The organism is Aeromonas sp. Y318-3 (assembly GCF_027706185.1).
Taxonomy (GTDB): domain Bacteria; phylum Pseudomonadota; class Gammaproteobacteria; order Enterobacterales; family Aeromonadaceae; genus Aeromonas; species Aeromonas veronii.
In genome coordinates, this window is sequence record NZ_JAPDCN010000012.1 from 67,045 (window position 1) to 90,149 (window position 23,105).

Annotated in this window: 20 protein-coding genes and 1 pseudogene; 10 read left to right on the forward strand and 11 right to left on the reverse strand. The window is 60.5% G+C overall.

Translation table 11 applies throughout. The features are described 5' to 3' along the window. Positions 1 to 5: 5 nt before the first annotated feature. From OKB77_RS16400 to OKB77_RS16430, 7 genes are all read right to left on the reverse strand, one after another. Positions 6 to 851, reverse strand: coding sequence for an ABC transporter permease subunit (locus OKB77_RS16400; RefSeq protein ID WP_374880156.1), 846 nt, complete (start codon positions 849 to 851; stop codon positions 6 to 8). After that, entirely contained in the window at positions 848 to 1,753 is a 906-nt protein-coding gene (locus tag OKB77_RS16405) for an ABC transporter permease subunit (RefSeq protein WP_005340703.1), read from the reverse strand. The genes OKB77_RS16400 and OKB77_RS16405 overlap by 4 nt, the downstream gene beginning before the upstream one ends. Next, a complete protein-coding gene (potA, locus tag OKB77_RS16410) occupies positions 1,750 to 2,904 on the reverse strand; it encodes a polyamine ABC transporter ATP-binding protein (protein WP_005340704.1) in 1,155 nt (384 codons plus the stop codon). Before potA ends, OKB77_RS16405 begins: the two co-directional genes overlap by 4 nt. Before the next feature lie 78 nt (positions 2,905 to 2,982). After that, positions 2,983 to 4,068 (reverse strand): polyamine ABC transporter substrate-binding protein, encoded by a 1,086-nt coding sequence (locus tag OKB77_RS16415; protein WP_108612035.1) that lies wholly within the window; start codon positions 4,066 to 4,068, stop codon positions 2,983 to 2,985. A 119-nt stretch (positions 4,069 to 4,187) separates the two neighbouring features. Beyond that, positions 4,188 to 5,285 carry an extracellular solute-binding protein gene (locus tag OKB77_RS16420; RefSeq protein ID WP_270817989.1) on the reverse strand — a complete coding sequence of 366 codons (1,098 nt, stop codon included), beginning with the start codon at positions 5,283 to 5,285 and terminating at the stop codon, positions 4,188 to 4,190. Between the two features lie 53 nt (positions 5,286 to 5,338). Beyond that, entirely contained in the window at positions 5,339 to 6,700 is a 1,362-nt protein-coding gene (locus tag OKB77_RS16425) for an aspartate aminotransferase family protein (protein ID WP_265776204.1), read from the reverse strand. Between the two features lie 276 nt (positions 6,701 to 6,976). Further along, positions 6,977 to 8,308 (reverse strand): glutamine synthetase family protein, encoded by a 1,332-nt coding sequence (locus OKB77_RS16430; RefSeq protein ID WP_013723370.1) that lies wholly within the window; start codon positions 8,306 to 8,308, stop codon positions 6,977 to 6,979. A gap of 479 nt (positions 8,309 to 8,787) precedes the next feature. Between OKB77_RS16430 and OKB77_RS16435 the strand changes: the two genes are divergently transcribed. The 9 genes and pseudogenes from OKB77_RS16435 (at position 8,788) to malZ (ending at position 17,074) form a co-directional block, all read left to right on the forward strand. Next, on the forward strand, positions 8,788 to 9,174 hold the full coding sequence (locus OKB77_RS16435) for a TraR/DksA family transcriptional regulator (RefSeq protein ID WP_005356952.1): 387 nt from the start codon (positions 8,788 to 8,790) through the stop codon (positions 9,172 to 9,174). A gap of 147 nt (positions 9,175 to 9,321) precedes the next feature. Further along, on the forward strand, positions 9,322 to 10,179 hold the full coding sequence (locus OKB77_RS16440) for a hypothetical protein (protein ID WP_042081792.1): 858 nt from the start codon (positions 9,322 to 9,324) through the stop codon (positions 10,177 to 10,179). A 62-nt stretch (positions 10,180 to 10,241) separates the two neighbouring features. After that, positions 10,242 to 10,687, forward strand: a pseudogene (locus tag OKB77_RS16445) (Mpo1 family 2-hydroxy fatty acid dioxygenase). 26 nt (positions 10,688 to 10,713) lie between these two features. Continuing rightward, positions 10,714 to 11,208 (forward strand): CreA family protein, encoded by a 495-nt coding sequence (locus OKB77_RS16450; RefSeq protein WP_265776205.1) that lies wholly within the window; start codon positions 10,714 to 10,716, stop codon positions 11,206 to 11,208. 74 nt (positions 11,209 to 11,282) lie between these two features. Then, a complete protein-coding gene (locus OKB77_RS16455; protein ID WP_236356876.1) occupies positions 11,283 to 12,272 on the forward strand; it encodes a 2-hydroxyacid dehydrogenase in 990 nt (329 codons plus the stop codon). A gap of 104 nt (positions 12,273 to 12,376) precedes the next feature. Further along, positions 12,377 to 13,738: a molecular chaperone gene (yegD, locus tag OKB77_RS16460; RefSeq protein WP_263717986.1), complete on the forward strand. Its 1,362-nt coding sequence runs from the start codon at positions 12,377 to 12,379 to the stop codon at positions 13,736 to 13,738. Positions 13,739 to 13,903: 165 nt separating this feature from the next. Continuing rightward, entirely contained in the window at positions 13,904 to 14,320 is a 417-nt protein-coding gene (locus tag OKB77_RS16465; RefSeq protein WP_005340725.1) for an META domain-containing protein, read from the forward strand. Positions 14,321 to 14,408: 88 nt separating this feature from the next. Then, a complete protein-coding gene (locus OKB77_RS16470; protein ID WP_058059399.1) occupies positions 14,409 to 15,239 on the forward strand; it encodes an HDOD domain-containing protein in 831 nt (276 codons plus the stop codon). A 5-nt stretch (positions 15,240 to 15,244) separates the two neighbouring features. Next, positions 15,245 to 17,074, forward strand: coding sequence for a maltodextrin glucosidase (malZ, locus tag OKB77_RS16475; protein WP_265776206.1), 1,830 nt, complete (start codon positions 15,245 to 15,247; stop codon positions 17,072 to 17,074). Positions 17,075 to 17,173: 99 nt separating this feature from the next. Here the strand turns inward: malZ and OKB77_RS16480 are convergent, their stop codons facing one another. Together OKB77_RS16480 and OKB77_RS16485 are read right to left on the reverse strand one after the other, a co-directional pair. Next, positions 17,174 to 17,707, reverse strand: coding sequence for an ATP--cob(I)alamin adenosyltransferase (locus OKB77_RS16480; RefSeq protein WP_236354333.1), 534 nt, complete (start codon positions 17,705 to 17,707; stop codon positions 17,174 to 17,176). Positions 17,708 to 17,796: 89 nt separating this feature from the next. Then, positions 17,797 to 18,939 carry a DUF5610 domain-containing protein gene (locus OKB77_RS16485; protein WP_270817982.1) on the reverse strand — a complete coding sequence of 381 codons (1,143 nt, stop codon included), beginning with the start codon at positions 18,937 to 18,939 and terminating at the stop codon, positions 17,797 to 17,799. Positions 18,940 to 19,109: 170 nt separating this feature from the next. Here OKB77_RS16485 and trmA point away from each other — a divergent pair, with 170 nt between their 5' ends. Further along, on the forward strand, positions 19,110 to 20,243 hold the full coding sequence (trmA, locus tag OKB77_RS16490) for a tRNA (uridine(54)-C5)-methyltransferase TrmA (RefSeq protein WP_265776208.1): 1,134 nt from the start codon (positions 19,110 to 19,112) through the stop codon (positions 20,241 to 20,243). 58 nt (positions 20,244 to 20,301) lie between these two features. Here trmA and OKB77_RS16495 read toward each other — a convergent pair whose 3' ends face one another. Both OKB77_RS16495 and mglC read right to left on the reverse strand, forming a co-directional pair. Next, on the reverse strand, positions 20,302 to 22,035 hold the full coding sequence (locus OKB77_RS16495; RefSeq protein WP_265776209.1) for a methyl-accepting chemotaxis protein: 1,734 nt from the start codon (positions 22,033 to 22,035) through the stop codon (positions 20,302 to 20,304). A gap of 51 nt (positions 22,036 to 22,086) precedes the next feature. Continuing rightward, positions 22,087 to 23,097, reverse strand: coding sequence for a galactose/methyl galactoside ABC transporter permease MglC (mglC, locus tag OKB77_RS16500; protein ID WP_005342585.1), 1,011 nt, complete (start codon positions 23,095 to 23,097; stop codon positions 22,087 to 22,089). Positions 23,098 to 23,105: the final 8 nt, after the last annotated feature.

Consider the following 23,105-nt stretch of genomic DNA (forward strand, 5'->3'; position numbering starts at 1 on the left):
TGGCGTCAGACGACGGCCTGCATCTGGGTGGTCATGGCTATCTCGGCGCGACGGCGCTTCTCCGCCCTGGCCATCAGATACCAGCTGCCGAAGGTAAAGAGCGATACCGACAACAGGATCAGGCTGGCCACCGCGTTGATCTCGGGTTTCACCCCTAGCCGCACCGCCGAGAAGACCTCCATCGGCAAGGTGGTCGAGCCCGGGCCGGAGACGAAGCTCGCCAGCACCAGATCATCCAGCGACAGGGCGAACGACATCATGCCGCCTGCCGCCAGCGAGGGGGCGATCATCGGGATAGTGATCAGGAAGAACACCTTCCACGGCTTGGCGCCAAGATCCATCGCCGCCTCCTCAATGGAGAGATCCAGTTCCCGCAAGCGCGCCGACACCACGATCGCCACGTAGGCGGTACAGAAGGTGGTGTGGGCGATCCAGATGGTCAGCATGCCCCGCTCGGCGGGCCAGCCCACCAGCTGGGCCATCGCCACGAACAGCAGCAGCAGCGACAGACCGGTGATCACCTCGGGCATCACCAGCGGCGCCGTCACCATGCCGCCGAACAGGGTGCGACCACGGAAGTGGGGAATTCGGGTCAGCACGAAGGCTGCCACCGTCCCCAGCGCCACCGCGGCGATCGCGGTGTAGAAGGCGATCTCCAGCGAGCGGAACACCGACCCGATCAGCTGCTTGTTGTCGAGCAGGCCGAAGTACCACTTGAGCGACCAGCCACCCCACACCGTCACCAGCTTGGAGGCGTTGAAGGAGTAGACCACCATGATGATCATGGGCAGGTAGATAAACAGCAGCCCCAGCCAGAGCATCAGTTTGGCAAAACCGAAACGCTTCATCATGCCTTGCCCTCCAGCTCTTTGGCCTGGTTACGGTTGAAGAGGATGATCGGAATGATCAGCACCGCCAGCATCACCACCGCCAGCGCAGAGGCGACCGGCCAGTCGCGGTTGTTGAAGAACTCCTGCCATAGCACCTTACCGATCATCAGGGTCTCCGGGCCGCCCAGCATTTCCGGAATAACGAACTCCCCCACCACCGGAATAAACACCAGCATGCAGCCGGCGATAATGCCGTTTTTGGAGAGCGGCACCGTGATCTGCCAGAAACGGGTCAGGTTGCGGGCCCCCAGGTCAGAGGCGGCCTCCAGCAGGCTCTGGTCATGCTTGACCAGATTGGCGTAGAGCGGCAGCACCATGAAGGGCAGGTAGGAGTAAACGATGCCGATATAGACCGCCAGGTTGGTGTTGAGGATCTGCAGCGGCTCGTCGATCACCCCGATCCCCAGCAAGACGCTATTGAGCAGGCCGTTGTTGCTGAGGATCCCCATCCACGCGTAGACCCGGATCAGAATGGCGGTCCAGGTCGGCATCATGATCAGCAGCAGCAAAACGGTCTGGGTCTCCTTGTTGGCCCGGGCGATGGAGTAGGCCATCGGATAGCCAATCAGCAGGCAGAGCAAAGTGCTGACGAAGGCCATCTTGAGGGAGCCCAGATAGGCCGCGATATAGAGCTCATCCTCCTGCAGCAGCAGGTAGTTGCCCATGTTGAGCAGAATGGTGAGCTGATTGTCGGCCCAGCTCACCACGTCGGTGTAGGGCGGGATCGCCACATCCGCTTCCGCAAAACTGATCTTCACCACGATGACGAAGGGCAGCAGGAAGAAGAGGAACAGCCAGAAGAAGGGGATGCCGATCACCAGTCGGCGCCCCCCGACCCGCTTCAGTCGTTGCAAGAACTTCATGATTGCAGCACCACGCCGCTGTCATCTTCCCAGTAGAGGAACACCTGGTCATCCCAGGTTGGCCGCTTGCCGTGGCGTTCGGCATTGGCGATGAAAGCCTGAACGATTTTGCCCGAGGGCAGCTGAATGTGATAAACCGAGTGACCGCCCAGATAGGCGATGTCATAGACCTCACCCTTGGTCCAGTTGAAGTCCGGGTGCTCGATCTCCTCCGGCTTTTGCAGACTCATCAGCAGTTTTTCCGGCCGCAGGGCGTAGGTCACCTTCTTGTTTTCGGCGCGGGAGCTGATGCCGTGGCCCACATAGATGGGCTGCTCCAGATCGGCGCAGGCGATGGTGGCGTGGTCCTGCTCATCCTCCACCAGCAGGCCATCGAACAGGTTGACGTTGCCGATGAACTCGCACACCAGCCGACTGGCCGGAGTCTCGTAGATATCCATCGGGCTGCCGATCTGCTCGATGCAGCCGAGGTGCATGATGGCGATCCGCTCCGCCATAGTCATGGCCTCTTCCTGATCGTGGGTCACCATGACGCAGGTAACCCCGACCCGCTCGATGATCTCAACCAGCTCCAGTTGCATCTTGGAACGCAGCTTCTTGTCGAGCGCCCCCATGGGTTCATCCAGCAGCAGCAACTTGGGACGCTTGGCTAGCGAGCGAGCCAACGCCACCCGCTGACGCTGGCCACCGGAGAGCTGATGCGGTTTGCGGCGGGCATACTGGGTCATCTGCACCAGCTTGAGCATCTCTTCTACCCGGGCATCGATCTCGGCCTTGGGCAGGCCATCCTGCTTGAGGCCAAAGGCGATGTTCTGGGCCACCGTCATATGGGGGAACAGGGCGTAGGACTGGAACATCATGTTGATGGGGCGTTCATAGGGGGGCATGTCGGTGATGTCGACCCCGTCGAGGAACAGTCGTCCCTCGGTCGGGCGTTCGAAACCGGCCAGCATCCGCAGCAGGGTCGATTTGCCGGAACCGGACCCGCCGAGCAGGGCGAAAATCTCCCCCTTGTGAATATTGAGAGATACGTTATCGACCGCCAGCGTTTCGTCGAACTGCTTGCTTACCCGATCAATTTTCACCAGCACTTCTTTGCGCTGCTGACTGCCCTCGAGGGCTTTCTTGTAGGCACTGGAGGCTATCGCCATTACCAAACTCCCCAACGTGATACCGGCCTTGCGGCCGATCCATAAAAGCGATTTGGCGCCCCCGAACGGGCACCAAGGTTAGGTACCGGACTTGATCTTGGTCCAACTCCGGGTGATTAGACGCTGTACCGAGCGGGGATGTGCTTCCTGCACATAGAGTCGCTCCAGCACGGCTTGAGGGGGATATACCTCCTCATTGTTGCGCACCGCCTCATCCATAAACTCGCCCGCCCTTGAGTTGGGATTCGCATAGCCCACATAGTCGCTGACCTTGGCGATCACTTCGGGCTGCAGGACGTAGTTGATGAGGGCGTGCGCCTCTTTGACATTGGTGGCATCGGACGGGATCGCCATCATGTCGAACCAGAGATTGCCCCCCTCTTTCGGAATGCTGTAGGCAATTTTCACCCCCTTGCCAGCTTCATCGGCGCGGGCAGCGGCTTGCAGGATGTCGCCGGAAAAACCGGCCGCCACGCAGATGTCGCCATTGGCGAGATCGCCGATGTATTTGGAGGAGTGGAAGTAGGCCACATAGGGCCGCACCTTGAGCAGCAGCGCCTCGGCCTGCTTGATATCCCCCGTCGCATGACTGTTGGGATCGAGTCCGAGGTAGTTGAGGGCTGCAGGGATCATCTCGTCGGCAGAGTCGAGGAAGGCGACGCCGCAGCGAGAGAGTTTCGCCATGTTTTCCGGTTCGAAGATGGTGGCCCAGGAGTCAATCTTGTCGACCCCCAGCACCGCCTTGATTTTGTCGACGTTGTAGCCGATGCCGTTGGTCCCCCACAGATAGGGCACCGCGTACTGATGACCCGGATCCACCTTGTCGAGCTGCTTGAGCAGCACGGGATCCAGGTTGGCCAAATTGGGCAGCAGGGATTTATCCAGCTTCTGGAAGGCTCCCGCCTTGATCTGCTTGGCCAGGAAATTATTGGAGGGCACCACCAAATCGTAACCGGTCCGCCCCGTCAGCAACTTGCCTTCCAGGGTCTCGTTGGAGTCAAACACGTCATAGACAGTCTTGATCCCGGTCGCCTGCTGGAAATCGCTGAGAGTGGTCTCGCCGATATAGTCAGACCAGTTGTAGAAGTGCAGCACAGGAGCAGCCTGGGCCACATTCGCCAATCCCATGGTCAGCGCTACGGTTAGCAATCTGGTTGTATTCACGGTGTCAGTTCTCCTGTTTCAGTGGTTGACCGTCTGCGCATCCATTCGCGCGGCCCATCCGGATGGATGGCATCACTACCCTCCCGGCCGAACTGCGGACCGGGAGGGGCATTCGTTACTTACTTGCCGGACTTGATCTTGGTCCAGCTGCGGGTCATCAGACGCTGCACCTTGGCCGGCAGATCCGGGAAGGTGTAGATCTTCTGCAGGGTCGCCGCATCAGGGTAGATACCCGGATCGGTGCGGATCGCCTCATCCACCAGCGGGGTCGCCGCCTTGTTGCCGTTCGGGAACTGCACCACGTTGGTGATATTGGCGATCACCTCGGGCTTCATCAGGTAGTTGATGAAGGTGTGGGCCGCCTCGACGTTCTTGGCATCCGCCGGAATGGCGATCATGTCAAAGAAGCTGCCTGCCCCCTCTTTCGGAATGGTGTAGGTGAGCGCGACGCCATTCTTGGCCTCGGCTGCCCGCGCCTTGGACTGCTGCAAGTCACCGGAGTAACCGACCGCTACGCAGAGGTTGCCGTTGGCCAGATCCGAGATGTACTTGGAGGAGTGGAAATAGGCGGTATAGGGACGGATGGAGAGGAACAGCTCCTCAGCCTTCTTCAGCTCGGCCGGTTTCTGGCTATCCGGTTTGAAGCCCAGATATTGCAGAGCAGCCGGCAGCATTTCGGTCGGTGAATCGAGGAAGGAGACGCCACACTCTTTCAACTTGGCCATGTTCTCCGGCTTGAACACCAGATCCCAGGAGTTGACCGGGGCATCGGCCCCCAGCAAGGCTTTCACTTTCTCGGCGTTGTAGGCATAGCCGATGGTGCCCCACAGATAGGGGATGGAGTACTGGTTGCCCGGATCGCTCGGCTCGAGCGCCTTGAGCAGGTCGACATCCATGTTTTGCCAATTGGAGAGCTTGGACTTGTCCAGTTTCTGGAACACGCCCGCCTTGATCTGCTTGGCCAGGAAGGGGTTGGATGGCACCACGATGTCGTAGCCCGAACTACCCGCCAGCAACTTGGCTTCCAGTACCTCGTTACTGTCGAACACGTCATAGACCACCTTGATCCCCGTCTCCTTCTGGAAGTTATCCAGGGTATCCGGCGCTATGTAGTCGCTCCAGTTGTAGACGTGCAGCACCTTCTCTTCAGCCATTGCTCCGGCACTTGCCATGACCAGAGCCACAGAGGCAGCGATCACTCCTGTTTTGAAAGACATCATCCTTGTCTCCTAAGCAAATTGTATGCGCATGCCAACCTGCCCGACCCGCCTCAACCCTTCAGCTTTGCGGCTGTCAGATCCAGACTGCGCCTGGCCAGATCGACCAATTCATCAACCTGTTCCTCGGTGATGACCAAGGGGGGCGATATGATCATGGTATCGCCTACCGCCCTCATCACCAAGCCATTGTTAAAGCAGAACTCCCGGCAAGTCATCCCCGCATTTGCCTCGGCCGGGAAACGCCGGTTGGTCTGCTTGTCCTCAACGATTTCCAGCGCGGCGACCAATCCTTTGCCTCGGGTTTCTCCCACCAGCGGATGATCGGCCAGCTCCGCCCAGCGGCGCTGCAAATAGGGGCCGATAGTATCATGCACTCGCTTAACTATGCTCTCTTTCTGCATAAGCTGGATGTTGGCCACCGCCACGGCGCAGGAGACCGGATGACCCGAGTAGGTGAAGCCGTGGTTGAACTCGCCCCCCTCCTCCACCAACCCCTTGGCAACCCGGTCACTGACCATCACTGCGCCGAGCGGCAGATAACCGGAGGTGATCCCCTTGGCCAGACACATCAGGTCCGGCTTGATGCCAAACCCTTCGCTGGCAAACCAGTGGCCGGTACGGCCAAAGCCGCAGATCACCTCGTCGGCGATCAGCAGGATGCAGTAGTGATCGCAGATGCGCTGGATCTCCGGCCAGTAGCTGTCAGGCGGAATGATGACGCCGCCCGCCCCCTGGATCGGCTCGCCGATAAAGGCAGCCACCTTGTCCACCCCCAGCTCCAGAATCTTCTGCTCCAGCTGACGGGCCCGCTCCAGCCCGAACTCGTGGGCACCCATCCCCTGCCCCTCACCGAAGTGGTATGGCTGATCGATGTGCACTATGCCGGGAATGGGCAGACCACCCTGGGCATGCATCCCCTTCATGCCGCCCAGACTCGCCCCCGCCACGGTGGATCCGTGATAGGCGTTGTGGCGACTGATAATAACCTGTTTGTCAGGCTGCCCCTTGCTGGCCCAGTAGTGGCGCACCATCCGCAGCACGGTGTCGTTGCACTCGGAGCCGGAGCCGGTGAAGAAGACGTGGTTGAGATGGGCTGGCGTCACCTCGGCCAGCAGGGTCGCCAGCTCGATCACCGGCGGGTGAGCGGTCTGGAAGAAGAGGTTGTAGTAGGGCAACTGCTGCATCTGGTGGGTAGCGGCATCCACCAGCTCCTGGCAGCCATAGCCCATATTGACGCACCACAGGCCCGCCATGCCGTCGAGAATGCGTTTGCCCTCGGAGTCTTCCAGATAGACGCCGCTGGCTTTGGTAATGATGCGCGAGCCCTTCTTGTTCAGGGCCTGAAAGTCGGTAAAGGGGTGCAGGTGGTGGCTGGCATCCAGTTGTTGCCACTCACGGGTTGTCTGCTGCATTTGTTGCTCCTCGGTTCCTTCGATTTAGCAAGATTCAGTCGTCAAACAGTCAGGTGCGTTGGCACGTTCGCAGCCACAGTCACTCACGGCGTGTCTGCTGCATTCGTTACTCCCCTGCGCCTTCGATTTGGCAAGATTCAATCGTTAATCAATCCAGGTCGCAGCGCTCTTTCGGCCACAACCACTCACAGGTGGCAGCCGCCACCTGACTCGCGTTCCGGTCTCTTCGATACAGGGACCGGGGAGGCCGACTCCAGCCTCCCCGTTACAGAGGGATCAAACGTTCAGCAGCAGGAACTCCCGCTCCCAGCGACTGATCACCCCGAAGTAGGTCTCGTACTCTTTGCGTTTGACCGCGACGAAGGCGCGGGTGAAGCGCTCACCCAACATCTCCTTGATGGGCTCGCACTGTTCGAGATGGCTGAGTGCCTCCTCCAGCGAGCGGGGCAGGCTGTAGGGCAGGTCATAGGCGCTCGACTTCATCTCCGGCAGCGGCTCCAGCTTCTCCATCATGCCGAGATAGCCACAAGCCAGAGTGGCGGCCAGTGCCAGATAGGGGTTGGCATCGGCACCGGCGAAGCGGTTTTCCACCCGCCGCGCGCTCGGGTCGGAGAAGGGCACCCGCAGGCCACAAGTGCGGTTCTCGACCCCCCACTGGACGTTGCGCGGCGCGCTCTCGCCAAAGGTGAGGCGGCGGTAGGAGTTGACGTTGGGGGCCAGCAGGGCGGTCACCGCCGGGGTGTATTTCTGCAGACCGGCGATAAAGTGCATGAACTGTTCGCTGTTGCCGCCGTTCGGAGTGCCGAACAGGTTGTGGCCGTTCACATCTTCCAGACTCTGGTGGATGTGCATGGCCGACCCCGGTTCGTCGCTCATCGGCTTGGCCATAAAGGTGGCATAGATGCCGTGGCGGTGAGCGGCCTCACGCATGGTGCGCTTGAACAGGAACACCTGATCCGCCAGATCGATGGCATCACCATGCAGGAAGTTGATCTCCATCTGGGCGGCGCCCGACTCGTGGATCAGGGTGTCCACTTCCAGCTCCTGCGCCTCGCAGTAGTCATACATGTCTTCAAAAATGGGGTCGAACTCGTTGACCGCATCGATACTGAACGACTGGCGGGCGGTCTCAGGGCGGCCGTTGCGACCGACCGGCGGCACCAGCGGATAGTCGGGGTCTTCGTTGCGGGTGACCAGATAGAATTCCAGCTCGGGCGCCACCACCGGCTTCCAACCCTGCTTCTCGTAAAATGACAGAACCCGACGCAGCACGGAGCGAGGCGCGATGTCGATCAGCTTGCCGTTGACGTCGAAACAGTCGTGGATCACCTGGGCAGTGGGCTCCAGCGCCCAGGGGACAAAACGGATGGTGTTGGGGTCGGGATAGAGCTGCATGTCCCGCTCCAGCGGGTCGATCATGCTGTCGTCATCCGGATATTCGCCGGTCACCGTCTGGGTGAAAATCACCTCAGGCAGACGCATGCCCCCTTCGCGCAAAAACTTGTTGGCTGGGATGATCTTGCCCCGGGCGTTGCCGGTGAAATCCGGGAACAGGCACTCCACTTCCGTGATGCGATTGCTCTCCATCCAGCCTTTGATACTGTCCATGTTAAACCCCGACTTTACGGTTGCCATTGGCAAGGGTGTCTAATATATGGAACACCCTTGTTATAAAATTGTAATCAACATCACCATAAAAGCCCGCCATCAAGGGCAATGTCAAGCGGGCGTGTTTAAAAAACTATAAATAACGGCGCATATAATGACCAAGGCGGCACCAAATACTAAACACTCAAATCCGTACGAAGCCCCCCTTCTCATCGTTGCAAAGGCGATGCCAACAGAGGGTGAAGCAGGCGCCAGATCCCGACCAATCCCTCGCAGGAACGGACCATTTTTTTGCAAGGGCGCACAATCCTTATCCTATTTGCTTTGCTTGGCTGCATTTTTTTGGTACAAGGCCCGCCCTGATTTGCACTCTCTTGCATGAAACAGGTGCAAATCGGGATACAAGGGCTTGGTCTGTAGGCAGACAGCCCCCATAAACAGGGATAATTGGGTTAGTAAACTGACTGGTAGTTAATCGTATGTGTGATTTCATGACTGAAGACCAACTGGCCTTTTACAAGGGGCAGATCGAGCGACAGATCGTCGAGCTCGAAGAGCGCCTGAACTCCCAGGCCAGCCAGGCCATCGCCACCGACACCAACGAGATGGCTGATGAAATTGACCGTGCCAGTATCGAGGAAGCCCGCCGTCTGGAGCTGAACCGCATCGAGCACGACAAGCTGCACCTGCGCAAGCTGCGGGGCGCATTGAAGCGCATCAGCGAAGGGGATTTTGGTTACTGCGAATCTTGCGGTGACGAGATCTCCCTCAAGCGGCTGCATGCCCGTCCGGAATCCCGTTTCTGCGTCGAATGCCAGAGCACCAAGGAATTTAACGATACCCACGTGTTCCGTCGCGTCGCCTGATTCTTCGAAGAACCGTCACCATTCTGGTGCAACAGACGCCAGCAAGGCAGGGCCCTGCGCTCAAACCTTGCACAACGCCTCGCAGCAAGATGGTGACAAGTTCTGTTAGACTCCGGACACCTTCCGGAATCTACAGGAGAACAGAGAGTGAAATGGCTCATCAAGCTGTGTTTGTGCCTGCCACTGCTGGCACAAGCACAGGTTCTGACGGTCAAGGTCCCCAGCCGTCCCGTCAACAATCTTGACCAGGAGTACCAGTACAAGCTGCTGGAACTGGCCCTGACCCGCTCCGGGCAACCCTTTCGCATCCAGCCTGTCGAACTCGACCTCAACCAGTTCACCCTCCAGCAGCAGCTGAGCAAGGGCAAGACCATCAACGTCTTCTGGATGGGCACCTCCAGCGCACTCGAATCCTCCCTGATTGCCGTCCCCATTCCGCTGTTTCGCGGGCTGGAAGGATTGCGGTTGTCGTTCATCCACGCGGACGCTCAGGAGAAGTTCAACCAGATCAATACCCTGGCCGATCTCAAACAGCTGAAGGCGGCGCAAGGGGTCGGTTGGGCCGATAACAAAATTCTGGAAAATGCGGGCATCCCGACCTTCTCCGGCCGATACAGCAGCCTGTTTCGCCTTATCAACGACGGCGACAAGATCGACTTCTTCCCGCGCGCCCTGGTGGAGATCTTCGCCGAGCGCAGCGAGCTGGTGGCGCAGTATCCCAACCTCGCCATCGAGCAGCATCTGCTGATCCGCTACCCCTTCGCCCAGTTCTTCTTCGTCAGCCCCGAATACCCCAAGCTGGCCAAGGCGATTCAGACCGGGCTGGAGCGGGCCTATGCCGATGGCAGCTTTATGAAGTTCTTCAATGACAACCCCAAGATCCGCGAAGCGCTCGCCAGCGCCAACCTCGATCAGCGGGTCACCATCGCCCTGCCCAATCCGGATATGACCCCGTTGCTAAAATCCATTCCGGCCCAATATTGGGAGTATCCACCGCAGGGATAATCATCCCGAGCGCCTGACCATGAGGGGCGGGCAGCGAGAACACAGTGCGCCAGGGAGGTGCCATGAAGGGAATCCAGGAGTGGTTTGCGGAGTATGGCCAGAGCCATCGCCATCCGATAAACGTCGCCATCCACAAGCTGGCGGTGCCGGGCATCTATCTCTGCTCGCTGGCGCTGCTCTGGTGTCTGCCACATGGGCCCTTGCCAGAGCCCCTCAACTGGGCGGCAGTGGCAGCCATTCCGGTGCTGCTGTTCTATCTGCAGCTGTCGTTTTCGCTGTTCGCGGGGATGGCCGGGCTGACCGCGCTGGGATTGTGGATCTGCCACCAATGGCAGGGGCCGCTGCTGTGGCCCGCGGTGGCGGCGTTCGTGATTCTCTGGATAGCCCAGTTTGTCGGCCACAAGATCGAGGGCAAGCGCCCTCCTTCCTCGCCGACCTGCAATTTCTGCTGATAGGCCCCGCCTGGGTGCTTGCCAGCCTCTATCGTCGCCTGGGCATTCCCTATTGAGGAGTGCCGGGCCAACAGGAGAGACCATGACACATAACCACACGCGACATAATGCCCTGCGCCGCGTCCTGCCCCTGCTGCTGGGGGCCCTGTTTGCTGGCCCGGCGCTGGCCGACAAGGCCGACCCGGTCGGTGAAGTGAGCACCGCCTTCAAGCTGTTTGGCCCCAACCACAAGATCCTGGTGGAGGCGTTCGACGACCCGCGCATCGACGGCGTCGCCTGCTATCTGGCGCGCCCCAAGACCGGTGGTGTAAAAGGCGGGCTGGGACTGGCGGAAGATCCCTCCCACGCCTCCCTGTCGTGCCACCAGATCGGCCCCATCACCCTGCCCGAAAAGCTGAAGGCGGGAGAAGAGGTGTTCGATGTCAGCACCTCGCTGGTGTTCAAGGAGCAGAAAGTGGTGCGTTTTTACGACAAGAAACGCAATGCACTGGTTTACCTGACCTACAGCACCAAACTGGTGGATGGTTCGTACAAAAGTGCAGTCAGCGCCGTTCCCATTATGCCGTGGGGACAATAACCAGCCGGTTTGTCCGGTGATAGCTGACCCATTTTGTTGTAATTTGACGACACACACGCTGCGGAGCACATACCATGAAAGTCGCCGTATTCAGTACCAAGAGCTATGACAAAGAGCATTTCAACCAGGCCAACAGCCAGTACGGCTTCGACCTGGAGTTTTTCGATGTGCGGCTGGAGGCCAAAACGGCCCGACTGGCTCACGGATTCCCGGTGGTGTGTCTGTTCGTCAATGACGATGCCGACCGCGAGGTATTGACCGAACTGGCTGCCAACGGCACCCAGGTGATTGCCCTGCGCTGCGCCGGTTACAACAACGTGGATCTGGCCGCTGCCAAAGAGCTGGGGCTGAAAGTGGTGCGGGTGCCCGCCTACTCCCCCGAGGCGACTGCAGAACACGCCGTCGGCATGATGATGTGCCTCAACCGCCGCATCCATAAGGCTTATCAGCGCACCCGCGACGCCAACTTCTCGCTGGAAGGGCTGGTCGGCTTCAACATGCATGGCAAGACCGTTGGCGTCATCGGTACCGGCAAGATCGGTTTGGCCGCCCTGCGTATCCTCAAGGGGTTCGGGGTTCGCCTGCTGGTGAACGATCCTTACCAGAATCCGGCAGCCATCGAGCTGGGGGCCGAGTACGTGGATCTCGATACCCTGTTCCGCCAATCCGATATCATCAGCCTGCACTGCCCGCTGTTCAAAGAGAACTACCACCTGTTGAACAAGGAGGCGTTCGCCAAGATGAAAGACGGGGTGATGATCATCAACACCAGCCGTGGCGGCCTGCTCGACTCCAACGCCGCCATCGAGGCGCTCAAGACTTCCCGCATTGGCGCGCTGGGGCTGGACGTTTACGAAGAGGAAGAAGATCTCTTCTTCTCCGACAAGTCCAACGAGGTGATCACCGATGACGTGTTCCGCCGTCTGTCCGCCTGCCACAACGTGCTGTTCACCGGCCATCAGGCGTTCCTGACCCGGGAGGCGCTGCACGCCATCGCCGATACCACCCTCGGCAATATCCGCGCTATCGAGAGCCTGGGCCGCTGCGACAACGAAGTGGAATAAGGGCTAATCCCTTCATCCTGTTCTTCATTGCGGTGCGCCGGGTTGTGAGACCCGGCGCCTTCGGGTAGGCTAGCCCCCCTTTTTTATTCAGGAGTCTGGCGCCCATGTTTATCGGATTTGATTACGGCACCTCCAACTGTGCCGTGGCCGTGATGGAACAAGGTAGCCCCAGGCTGCTGAATCTTGGCGCATCCCGCTATCTCCCCTCCACCCTGCATGCCCCCCACCGGGATGCTATCGCCGGTCTGCTGGCCGAAGGGCTGGCCCCCGCCCAGCAGGCGGAGTACCTCAAGCTGCGTGGCCCCGTGGTCACCCGCGCCCAGATGGTTCGCCGCCAGATGCGCGAAGAGGGACTGATCGACGAGCTGAGCTTTGGCGGCGCTGCACTGGAGCGCTATCTGGAAGAGCCGGACGACGGCTACTACATCAAATCGCCGAAATCCTTCCTCGGCGCTTATGGCCTCAAGGCCCCCCAGATCGCCCTGTTTGAAGATATCGTCTGCGCCATGATGCTCCACGTTCGCCAGCAGGCGGAGCAACAGCTCGGCGCCCCTATCCGCCAGGCGGTGATCGGTCGGCCGGTCAACTTCCAGGGTCTGGCGGGGGAAGAGAGCAACCAGCAAGCTATCGCCATCCTGACCGAGGCGGCCCGTCTGGCCGGTTTCGAGCAGGTGGAGTTCCTCTATGAACCGGTGGCCGCCGGGTTTGAATTCGAGGCGCGCCTCACCGAAGACGCCGTGGTACTGGTGGTGGATATCGGCGGCGGTACCACCGACTGCTCCATGCTACGGATGGGCCCCAGCTACCGCGATCAGCTGGATCGCAGCGGCGATTTGCTCGGCCACAGCGGCCAGCGGATCGGCGGCAACGACTTCGATATCCGCCTGACGGTGGAGGGGATGATGCCGCTGCTCGGCATGCACGAAACCCTCAAGACCGGCAAGCCGCTGCCCCACCCGCTGTTCTGGGATGCGGCCGCCATCAACGACGTCAGCGCCCAGAGCCGTTTCTACAGCCTCGACACCGCCCGCCAGCTGCAGGATCTGCAGCTCGACAGCCAACCCGGCAGCAAGCTGGGGCGTCTGGCCAACCTGCGGGCCCACAAGCTGAGCCACCAGCTGGTGTGGCGTGCCGAGCAGGGCAAGATCGCCCTCTCGGAGCAGGAACTCAATCGCCAGTCGCTGGCCGAGCTGGAAAAAGGGCTGCAAGCGGAGCTGACCCGCGAACAGCTGGCCAACGCCTCGGCCCTGCTGCTGGAGAAGATTGGCGAGCTGATGGACGAAGCGATTGCCGCCGCCGGTGTGCAGCCGGATCGCATCTTCGTCACTGGCGGTAGCGCCCGCTCGCCGCTGATCGCCAGCTTTATCCGCCAGAAGCTGCCGACCATCCCGCTTGAGGGTGGCGATGACTTCGGCTCGGTGGCTGCGGGTCTTGCCCGTTATGCCGAGCGGCTATTCGCCAACTGAGCCCTGAGATAGCGTAAATCGATGGCAACATCACCCGTGTGTTGCCATTAAGCGACAGTCGTGCGGGACAAGGGGCGACAGAAGCGGTCGGTCGTCCCCTCTCCCGCCCTGCTCCCGACTGCCCAAAAAGGGTATTCTTGACGCTCCCCCAACCGGAGCCCCCTCATGCCCAGATTGCCCTTTTTGCTGATCCCCCTGTTACTGCTCGCTGGCTGCAGCTCGACCGCCTTTGTTCAGCAAGATCTGCAACACCACCACTGGGTACTGAGCAAACTGGATGGCGAACCGATCAAGGCCCCCCGCGACAATCCCCCCGATTTCGAGATCGGCGAGCACTTCACCGTCAACGGCATCGCCGGTTGCAACCGCTATTTCGGTCAGGGCCATCTGGAAGATGACAAACTGTGGGTCACCAGTCTGGGCAGCACCGAAATGGCCTGCATGCCGCCGCTGGACACCATAGAGCAGGCCGTGCTGACCACCCTTACCGAGGGGGCGACCCTGAGCGGCACCAGTCAGAACCTGATCCTGCAGGGCAAACAGCACCGTTTGGAATACACCTTGCGCGACTGGGTGTTCTAACGCTCACAAAGCCGCATCACAAACAGGAACATGTTGTCCGGCTGTGGCACAATATGAGGCAGAGTTCGCAACGGAGGCTGCCTCAGCCATGTCGATGGATCGCCTGTTTGACAAGATCAAACAACTCCCCACTATTCCCAAGCTGCTGCACGAGTTGATGCAGAGCTTCAACGACGAGAATGCCCGCATCGACGAGATTGCGGCCAAGATCGCCATGGATCAGGTGATCAGCGTCAAGGTGCTGCGGATGGCCAACTCGGCCGCCCTGCGCCGGGGCAACGAAGTGACCTCCATCGAACAGGCGGTGATCCGGCTTGGCTTCAACCGGCTGCGCTCCGTGGTGGTCGCCTCCGGCATCATCGGTACCTTCAAGGCCCCGCCCAGCTTCGACAAGAACAAGTTCTGGACCGAGACCTTCCAGGTCGCCACCATAGCCCGAACCCTGGCCCAGGAGGCCAAGGTGATGGATCCCGAGACCGCCTTCACCTGCGCCCTGATCCACAACATCGGCGAACTGCTTATCCAGAGCACCTTGCCGGAAGAGGCTGAGCTCATCAACATGGCGCTCCAGAACGGCAGCAGCCGGGTCGAGGCCCAGCGGGAGATGCTGGGCTACGACTATGCCCAGCTCGGTGCCGAGCTGGCGCGGCGCTGGAACCTCTCCGAGGCCTTCGTCGATGCCATCTCCCAACAGCTTGACCCGCTCTCCCACGATCCGGTCAGCAAGGAGGCAGTACTGATCCGCCTCGCCGTGTTTATCTCCTTCGCCTGGAACGCGGGCGTGCCTGCCCAGGCCATCATCGCCCGCTTCCCCAAACCGCTCGCCGACCAGTTGGGACTGGATCCCAAGTCGCTGGCAGGCCAGCTCGAAACATTGCATGAACAGGGTAATGCCCTCGCCGATCTTCTGACTCAATAAGCATCATGACCCATCCGTTTCTGTTTCATCCCCAGGTGGCGCCCTGGTTCAAAGAGAGCGCCGACGCACTGCAATTGACCCTTTTTAGCGAGCTGGATGCGCCGATCCGCGAGGTATGGCTGCGCCACGAGCCGGATAACGAGGAGTACCTGATCCCGATGACGGCAGTCTCCACCCGCGATCGGCTGCAGGTATGGCAGGCGACCCTGCCGCTCATCAAGGGACAGGATATCCACCTCTACAGCTTCAAGTGCCTCACCGACGAGGAGCAGTGGTGGCTGCACGGGGCGGGCGTCAGCGCGTCCATGCCGCCACGGGAGCAACATTTTCGCTTCAACAGCCTGCACCAGCCACCGGCCTGGGTGCAGGATCAGGTGTTCTACCAGATCTTCCCCGACCGCTTCTGCAACGGCGATCCGTCGCTGAGCGTCAAGCATCACGAGTACGAGTACCGTGGCAAGGCGGTCATCAGCAAGGCGTGGGGCGAGCCGGTCAGTCGCCACGAAGAGGGCCACGGCGCCTGCGAATTCTATGGCGGCGATCTGGCGGGGATCGATGCCAAGCTGCACTATCTGCAATCTCTCGGGGTGACGGCGCTCTACCTCAACCCCATCTTCGATTCGCCGAGCAACCACAAGTACGACACTCAGGACTACTTCAAGGTGGATGCCCACCTCGGCAGCAACGAGCAGTTCGCCGAGCTGACCCGCAACCTGCACCAGCGCGGCATGAAGATCATCCTCGATGCGGTGGTCAACCACACCTCTACCGAGCACCCCTGGTTCTGCCCGCCACTGGGAGCCCAGAACAACCCGGACTCCCCGTGGCGCAGCTTCTACACCTTTGATAAAGAAGGGGATTACGTCAGCTGGAAGGGCATTCGCAGCCTGCCCAAGCTCGACTTCTCCTGCGAGAAGGTACAGGACGCCGTCTATCGGGCCGATGACGCCATCCTCCGTTACTGGATGCGCGCCCCCTACCAGATCGATGGCTGGCGCTTTGACGTCATCCACATGTTGGGCGAGCGCGGCACCGCCGAGGGCAATCGCAGTCACGTGCGCGCCATTCGCGGCGCGGTGAAGCAGGAGAACCCGGACGCCTACGTGCTGGGTGAGCACTTCTTCGAGGCGAGCCAGTGGCTGCAAGGGGATCAGGAGGATGGTGCCATGAACTACTATGGCTTCGCCCACCCGATCCGTGCCTTCCTGGCTGGCAAGGACATCGCCTACCACCCCATCAAGATCAGCGCCGAAGAGCTGGATCGCTGGCTCAAGCTGGCGCGGGCCCACATCCCGTTCAAGAACCAGCTTGCACAGTTCAACCTGCTGGACAGCCACGACACCGCCCGTTTCCTCCATTTGCTGGGTGAAGACAAGCAGCGGATGCAGCTGGCCGCCACCCTGCTGCTCACCTATATCGGTGTACCCTCCATCTACTACGGCGATGAAGTGGGGCTATCCGGCGGCAACGACCCGGACTGCCGCCGCTGCTTCCCGTGGGATACCACAGACTGGGATCATGTGCTGCACGACCACTATCGTCGGCTGATCCAGATCCGCCGCCAGCGCCCCTCGCTGCGCCGTGGCGATATCCAGACCCTCTACGCCGGGCCCCACAGCTATGTGTTCGCCCGTACCCTGCAAAGCGATCAGGTGGTGGTGGCCTGCAACCGCCACCCGAGCGAGCCGCGCACCATCAGCCTGCCCCTGTGGCAGACCGCGAGCCCGGCCAGCCGCTTCACCGACGCCTTCAACGGCGAGAAGTTTGAAGTGGTGCAGGGCGAGGTGCAGCTCACCATCCCTGCCAACTCGGCCCGGGTGCTGATCTCCAGCTGAGCGGGCAACTGACGCGCTGAAAAGCAAAACCGGAGCCCAAGGCTCCGGTTTTTTATTCCGTTCAATCCACCATGGCGTTTGGCTCTTTGCCTGTCGCCATCAGTAGTTGATGCTGACGTAGGGCACTTCCGGCACCTGCCAGCGCTGCTTGAGGTAGACGGTGAGCACGAAGAAGAAGTTGGCCAGCAGGTTGGCGAAGCGATAGAGAATGGGCTCGAAGGCCACCTCGCTCTCTTCCAGCCGGACCAGCAGCCGCACCACCTTCTTGCTGCCACAGCGGCACAGATGGAGGGTGGGAATGGGTTGCGGCCCCTGCGGCAACACGAAACCGGTGACGCTGCCGCGACTCGCCTCGTTATAGTGGTCGTAACGGGCCTTGAGCCACTCAAGATCTGCATCGAAGATCCCCAGCTTGCCGCGCACCGAGCCGTTGAGGTTGTAGATAAGCCGCTGCAACGCCGCGAGATCCGCCAGCATGGGCTCGGTATCGGCATCCGGCGCAAGGTGTGACAGCACGGCCCCGACCTGACAACAGAGCTCGTCCGTGGCGATTTCAAAATCACATTTGAACGAGGTTTCGAAGATAAAGGGGTAGCAGAGCTCGCGCTTGTCTCTTGGCTTCTTGGGGTTCATGGGGCAACCGGATTGGAGAAAAGGCCAGTTTGCCAGCCCCGGGAAGGGCTGGCAAACGGCAGGTCATTACTTGCGTTACGCGCTGTGGCTCAGGCGTTCTTACTGGCGGGCTCGGTGGAGGGCTGGAACTGGTTGATCATCCGCAGCGCCTCCAGCATCCGCTGGTTGAAGCTGGTGAAGCGATCGGCCTGTGCCGGTTCCCCTTCCCCTCTCGCGGCCAGCACGGCCGGGGTCAGCGCCTGTTGCTGGGATGGGGGCAGCAGGGTATCTGCCTGTTTCTGCACCTGATCCAGCTTGGGCAGGTAGTCGGCAAACGGCTTGATCAGATCCTGCAGGGAGTGCGCCCCCTGATAGGTCTGGCTCAGCTTGACGCTCTGCTTGAGCTTGAGGGAGTAGGAGGCCAGCTGGCTGTCATCCAGTTTCAGCTCGCCCGCCTTGTCCAGCAGATCCTCGAAATTGCCGGAGAAGAAGCTCCCCGCCAGCTCGTCGATCCCCTTGACCAACTTACCGATGGACTCCATCTCGTCGCTGCTGAGATCTCCCTCCAGCGAGAAGCTGAAGCTCTGGCTCGATTTGAGGCTGAACTGGCTGCCGCTCTCGCTGGTCTGGGACTTGGTCTGCCAGCTGTCGTTAAAGCGCAGCACCACCTTGTCGCCATCCTTGGTCTGGATCTCCAGATACCCCTGCTGGCGACTGGCCATCTCGGCCTGTCCCATGTCGGTCGGAGAAACCTTGCCGAAGAACTCCTTCTCGAACTCCTCGAGCCCTTTCTGGATCAGCTTGTAGCTCTGATCGATACCGGTTTTGATATCGTCGTTGTCGGTCGCCCACTTGCCGAGCTGCTTCTTCGCTTCGTCAAAGCCCTTGTCGACCCCCTTGCGGGCCTGCTCCATCATCCCGGTCAGGTCGTCGTCAGACTTGCCATCGGCCCGCGCGGCACCGAGCCGTCCGGTCACGAACTGCAGCACGTTGTCCGCCACCGACTGGAAGTCGAACAGGGTCTCAGGGGTGATCTCCTCGGGCTCTTTCACCTTCGGAGCCTGATAGCCCTGGCCGTTGATCTCCAGCGAGAACTGCAACGCCTGCTGGATCAGCACCTGCGCCCACTTGGGCGGCTTGTGCAAGGAGACCGCCTCCTCGCTCTTGACCTGTTTCTGCTCCGCCTGTTGGGGCGATTTGGGAGAAACACCCACTCCCTTGGGTTGGGCTGCGCCCACGCCGTCGATCTGCATAATGTGTCCTCCCACCATGCCTGTAGATCAGCTATCGGCCTGACTGAACACTTCTTGACCACAAAATGCTGGACAATCTGCTGCTGGCTTTTAAAATCGGGCCCCTTTGGGTGGCCTGTTGCCTTCCCCCGATTTCGACCCGGCCCGGCCGGTGTGCACATGAGGTATCTATGACCCAGTCCCAACAGCCTTTTGCGGATGCTCCGGCGCCAAGAACCCCGGCCGACTACCAGGCCCAGCTCGATGAGAAGAGCGCGCGCCTCACCGGGCTGTTTGCCAGCTTCAACCCTCCCGCGCTGGAGGTGCACAGCTCACCGGCGGAGTACTACCGGATGCGCGCCGAATTTCGCATCTGGCACGAGGGGGACGACCTCTTCCACTGCATGTATGCCCCGGCGACCAAAGAGATTATCCGGGTCGACCACTTCCCCACTGCCAGCCGCCTCATCAACCAGCTGATGCCGGTACTGCTGGAGGGGCTGCGTCCCCATCAGGTGCTGCGTCGCAAGCTGTTCCAGATCGACTACCTCTCCACCCAGTCCGGCCAGATCATCGTCAGCCTGCTCTACCATCGCAAGCTGGAGAACGAGTGGCAGCAGGCCGCCGAGGTGCTGCAGGCCGATCTGCGCGCCAAAGGTTTCGAGCTGCAGCTGATTGGCCGTGCCCACAAGCAGAAGATCTGTCTGGGCGATGACTTTGTCATCGAGCAGCTCAACGTGGCCGGTCGCCAGCTCATCTACAAGCAGGTGGAGAACAGCTTCACCCAGCCCAACGCCGCCATCAACGAGCAGATGCTGGGCTGGGCGCTGGAAGTCACCAAGGGGAGCGAAGGGGATCTGCTGGAGCTCTACTGCGGCAACGGCAACTTCTCCATTGCGCTGGCGCAGAACTTCCGCAAGGTGCTGGCCACCGAGATCGCCAAGCCGAGCGTCGACTCCGCCCAGTTCAATATCGCGGCCAACGGCGTCGACAACCTGATCATCCTGCGCATGTCGGCCGAGGAGTTCACCATGGCGATGCGTGGCGAGCGGGAGTTCAACCGCCTCAAGGGGGTCGATCTCGGCGCTTACCAGTGCAACACCATCTTCGTCGACCCGCCCCGCGCCGGTCTCGACGATGCCACCGTCAAGCTGGTGCAGGAGTACGACAACATCCTCTACATCTCCTGCAACCCCGAAACCCTGCAAGCCAACATGGCCGTGCTGGGCGATACCCACGAGATCGCCCGCTTCGCCCTGTTCGACCAGTTCCCCTGGACCCATCACATGGAAGCCGGGGTCTATCTGCGCCGCAAGGCGGGTTGATTCCAAGGGATAAAAAAACAGGGCCGCTTGGCCCTGTTTTTTATGGCGCATCCGGCCATTACCGCAGCCGGAAGTGGCTTACTATCTCCCTGAGCCGGTCGTAGGTCTGCTGCATCGAACCGGCGCTGGCAACCGTCGCCTCCCCGTTGTGGGTCAGCTGGCGGATCACCTCGGCGATGGCGCTCATGTTGCGGTTGATCTCCTCCGCCACTGCGCTCTGCTGCTCCGCCGCCGTGGCGATATGACTGATGAGATCGTTGATCTCCACCACTTCTCCCGCCATCAGATCCAGCGACTCGTTGACCCTGGTGGTGTTCTCGGCCGCCCCCTGACAGCTCTGCTTGGTGTTGCCCATGGCCTCCACCACAGTTCGGGTGCCCCGCTGCAGGCTGGCCAGCATGGTCTGGATCTCGGCTGTGCTCTGCTGGGTGCGGGCTGCGAGGGAACGCACCTCGTCTGCCACCACCGCAAAGCCACGACCCTGTTCACCAGCGCGGGCCGCCTCGATGGCGGCGTTGAGGGCCAGCAGATTGGTCTGCTCGGCAATACTGCCGATCACTCCCAGCACGGAGCCAATCTGCTGCACATCCTGCTGCATCGCTTCGATGGAGCGGGCAGTCTCCTCCACCTCGTCCACCAGCGCCATCACGCTGGCCATCGCCTGATCGACCACCTGCCGGGACTGGCTCGCCAGCTGCTGGCTCTGGCCGGTGAGCCGGGCGGTGCTGGCTGCACTCTCGGAGACAGAGACCGCGGTGCGGCTCATCTCGTTGATGGCGGTCACCACCTGCTCAGTCTCGCGCACATGATCCGCCAGCAGGGACTGGGCAGCGCCGGTCTGGCTGGCCAATCCGGCAATACCGCTGTTGAGCTGACCGCTAGCCTCCTGCACCTCCCCCATCATCTCCTGCAGCCGCTCGATAAAGCGGTTGATGCCGGCCGAGATCTGGCCCAGATCATCGGTACTGGTCACCGCCAGCCGGCGGGTGAGATCGCCACTGCCGCGAGAGAGCTCCAGCACCAGATCCCGCAGCGAGAGGATGGGGCGATAAGCCACGTTGAGCGCCAGTATGGCGAGCACCATCACCACCACGGCGACACCGAGCAGCGCCATGATGATCTGGCCGTTGAGTGCCCGGGTCATCGCCTGGATGTAGTCGAGGTCGATGTAGCCGGTCAGGGTCCAGCTGTTGCCGCGAATATCCAGCTGGTTGGGGCGTGCTTCGCTCTCCCCCTGCGGTTTGCTGCTGTAGAGCTCATTGCCCTGGCCATCGGCCAGCGAGAAGTAGCGCCCCTCGCCGCTCATCTTCTCCAGCAAGCTCTTGAACTCGCTCATGTCGAGGTAGTAGAGATAGGCCGAATCGGCACCGCGCGGCACCAGAATGGTGATGACCGGCTTGCCATCCACCTGTTGCAGCGGGCTGACGGTGATCTGGTTGTGGGCGGCGGGGATCAGCTTGCGCAGGGCATCGACTTTGGCGCTGTCGTTGATGACCCCGTTCACGTCGAAGGCCATGTCGCCGATCACCTTGACGATGTTGTGAAAGCCGGTCTCTTGCAGGGTCTTCTTGACGTTGGTCACCCCGAAGTTGAGGTTGGCGGCCAACAGGATCTTCTGATTGATGTCGCTGGCCAGCTTCTCTTTGACCAGGGTTATCTGCTCGTTGATGTTGTGGGTGGCCTGAGTGCGAATGTAGCCACTGATGAAGTGATTCACACTGAGCCCGGCGGTGCCGATGGTGACCAGAATGGCCAGTAGCAGCAAGAGGTAAATCTTGACCTTGAATGGCATGGGTTCCCTCCAGAAGAGAGGGCTGGCAACGCCAACCCTCTCTGCCAATCGTTACTTCTTCTTGGCGTACTTCATGGAGTCCAGGGCCACCGCCAGAATGATGATGCCGCCCTTGATGATGAACTGCCAGTAAGGGCTGACCCCGATATAGGTCAAGCCATAGTTGATCAGGGTGAAGATAAGTACGCCTGTGATCACACCCGCGACCGTTCCCACCCCGCCGGCAAACGACACCCCGCCCACCACACACGCCGCGATGGCATCCAGCTCGTACATGAAGCCGAGGTTGTTGGTGGCGCTACCGATCCGGCCCGCTTCCAGCATGCCGCCGAAGGCGTAGAAGACCCCCGCCAGCGCATAGATCATCACCAGATTGACCGCCACGTTGACGCCGGAAACTTTGGCTGCCTCGGGGTTGCCACCGATGGCGAAGATGTTTTTGCCAAAGCGGGTCTTGTTCCACAGCACCCAGACAAAGACGCTGGCGATGGCTGCGTAGAAGGTAAGATAAGAGAGCTTGAATCCTCCTATCCGGATAAACCCTTGGGCGAAGCTGGAAAAGCGGGGATCAAACCCGGCCACCGGCGAGGCCCCTACCGAGTCAAAGTAGAGGGAGTTAATACCGTAAACGATGATCATGGTGCCCAGGGTGGTAATGAACGGGGTGACGTTCAGGTAGGCCACGATCAGACCGTTGACCAGACCAATCAGCGCCCCCACCACACACACCAGCAGGATCACCGCAGGAATGGGCACCTCCCCCAACGTCGGGAACACCTTGTTGACGTTGGTCAACGCCTGCAACATGGTTGCCGCTATGAGAGCAGCCAGACCGACCTGACGACCTGCCGAGAGATCCGTCCCCTGGGTGATGATGATGCCCGCCACCCCCAGCGCTATGATGACCCGCACCGAGGACTGGGTCAGGATGTTGCTGAAGTTGGTGAGGCTCAGGAAGGAGGGCTCCTGGATCACGATGACCATGAGCAGCACCAGCAGCACCAAATAGATGGCGTTTTCCTTGAGCGCCTGCATCAGATTGAAATTTTTAGCCGACTCCATAAATGTCT

Excerpts from the sequence above, each read along its gene's own strand:
- mglC (WP_005342585.1), bottom strand. The coding sequence starts at position 23,097 with ATGGAGTCGGCTAAAAATTTCAATCTGATGCAGGCGCTCAAGGAAAAC.
- OKB77_RS16430 (WP_013723370.1), bottom strand. The coding sequence starts at position 8,308 with ATGGACAGTATCAAAGGCTGGATGGAGAGCAATCGCATCACGGAAGTG.
- OKB77_RS16455 (WP_236356876.1), top strand. The coding sequence starts at position 11,283 with ATGAAAGTCGCCGTATTCAGTACCAAGAGCTATGACAAAGAGCATTTC.
- OKB77_RS16470 (WP_058059399.1), top strand. The coding sequence starts at position 14,409 with ATGTCGATGGATCGCCTGTTTGACAAGATCAAACAACTCCCCACTATT.
- trmA (WP_265776208.1), top strand. The coding sequence starts at position 19,110 with ATGACCCAGTCCCAACAGCCTTTTGCGGATGCTCCGGCGCCAAGAACC.
- yegD (WP_263717986.1), top strand. The coding sequence starts at position 12,377 with ATGTTTATCGGATTTGATTACGGCACCTCCAACTGTGCCGTGGCCGTG.
- OKB77_RS16400 (WP_374880156.1), bottom strand. The coding sequence starts at position 851 with ATGATGAAGCGTTTCGGTTTTGCCAAACTGATGCTCTGGCTGGGGCTG.
- OKB77_RS16405 (WP_005340703.1), bottom strand. The coding sequence starts at position 1,753 with ATGAAGTTCTTGCAACGACTGAAGCGGGTCGGGGGGCGCCGACTGGTG.
- OKB77_RS16480 (WP_236354333.1), bottom strand. The coding sequence starts at position 17,707 with ATGAACCCCAAGAAGCCAAGAGACAAGCGCGAGCTCTGCTACCCCTTT.
- potA (WP_005340704.1), bottom strand. The coding sequence starts at position 2,904 with ATGGCGATAGCCTCCAGTGCCTACAAGAAAGCCCTCGAGGGCAGTCAG.
- OKB77_RS16425 (WP_265776204.1), bottom strand. The coding sequence starts at position 6,700 with ATGCAGCAGACAACCCGTGAGTGGCAACAACTGGATGCCAGCCACCAC.
- OKB77_RS16465 (WP_005340725.1), top strand. The coding sequence starts at position 13,904 with ATGCCCAGATTGCCCTTTTTGCTGATCCCCCTGTTACTGCTCGCTGGC.
- OKB77_RS16485 (WP_270817982.1), bottom strand. The coding sequence starts at position 18,939 with ATGCAGATCGACGGCGTGGGCGCAGCCCAACCCAAGGGAGTGGGTGTT.
- OKB77_RS16420 (WP_270817989.1), bottom strand. The coding sequence starts at position 5,285 with ATGTCTTTCAAAACAGGAGTGATCGCTGCCTCTGTGGCTCTGGTCATG.
- OKB77_RS16450 (WP_265776205.1), top strand. The coding sequence starts at position 10,714 with ATGACACATAACCACACGCGACATAATGCCCTGCGCCGCGTCCTGCCC.
- OKB77_RS16495 (WP_265776209.1), bottom strand. The coding sequence starts at position 22,035 with ATGCCATTCAAGGTCAAGATTTACCTCTTGCTGCTACTGGCCATTCTG.
- OKB77_RS16435 (WP_005356952.1), top strand. The coding sequence starts at position 8,788 with ATGTGTGATTTCATGACTGAAGACCAACTGGCCTTTTACAAGGGGCAG.
- malZ (WP_265776206.1), top strand. The coding sequence starts at position 15,245 with ATGACCCATCCGTTTCTGTTTCATCCCCAGGTGGCGCCCTGGTTCAAA.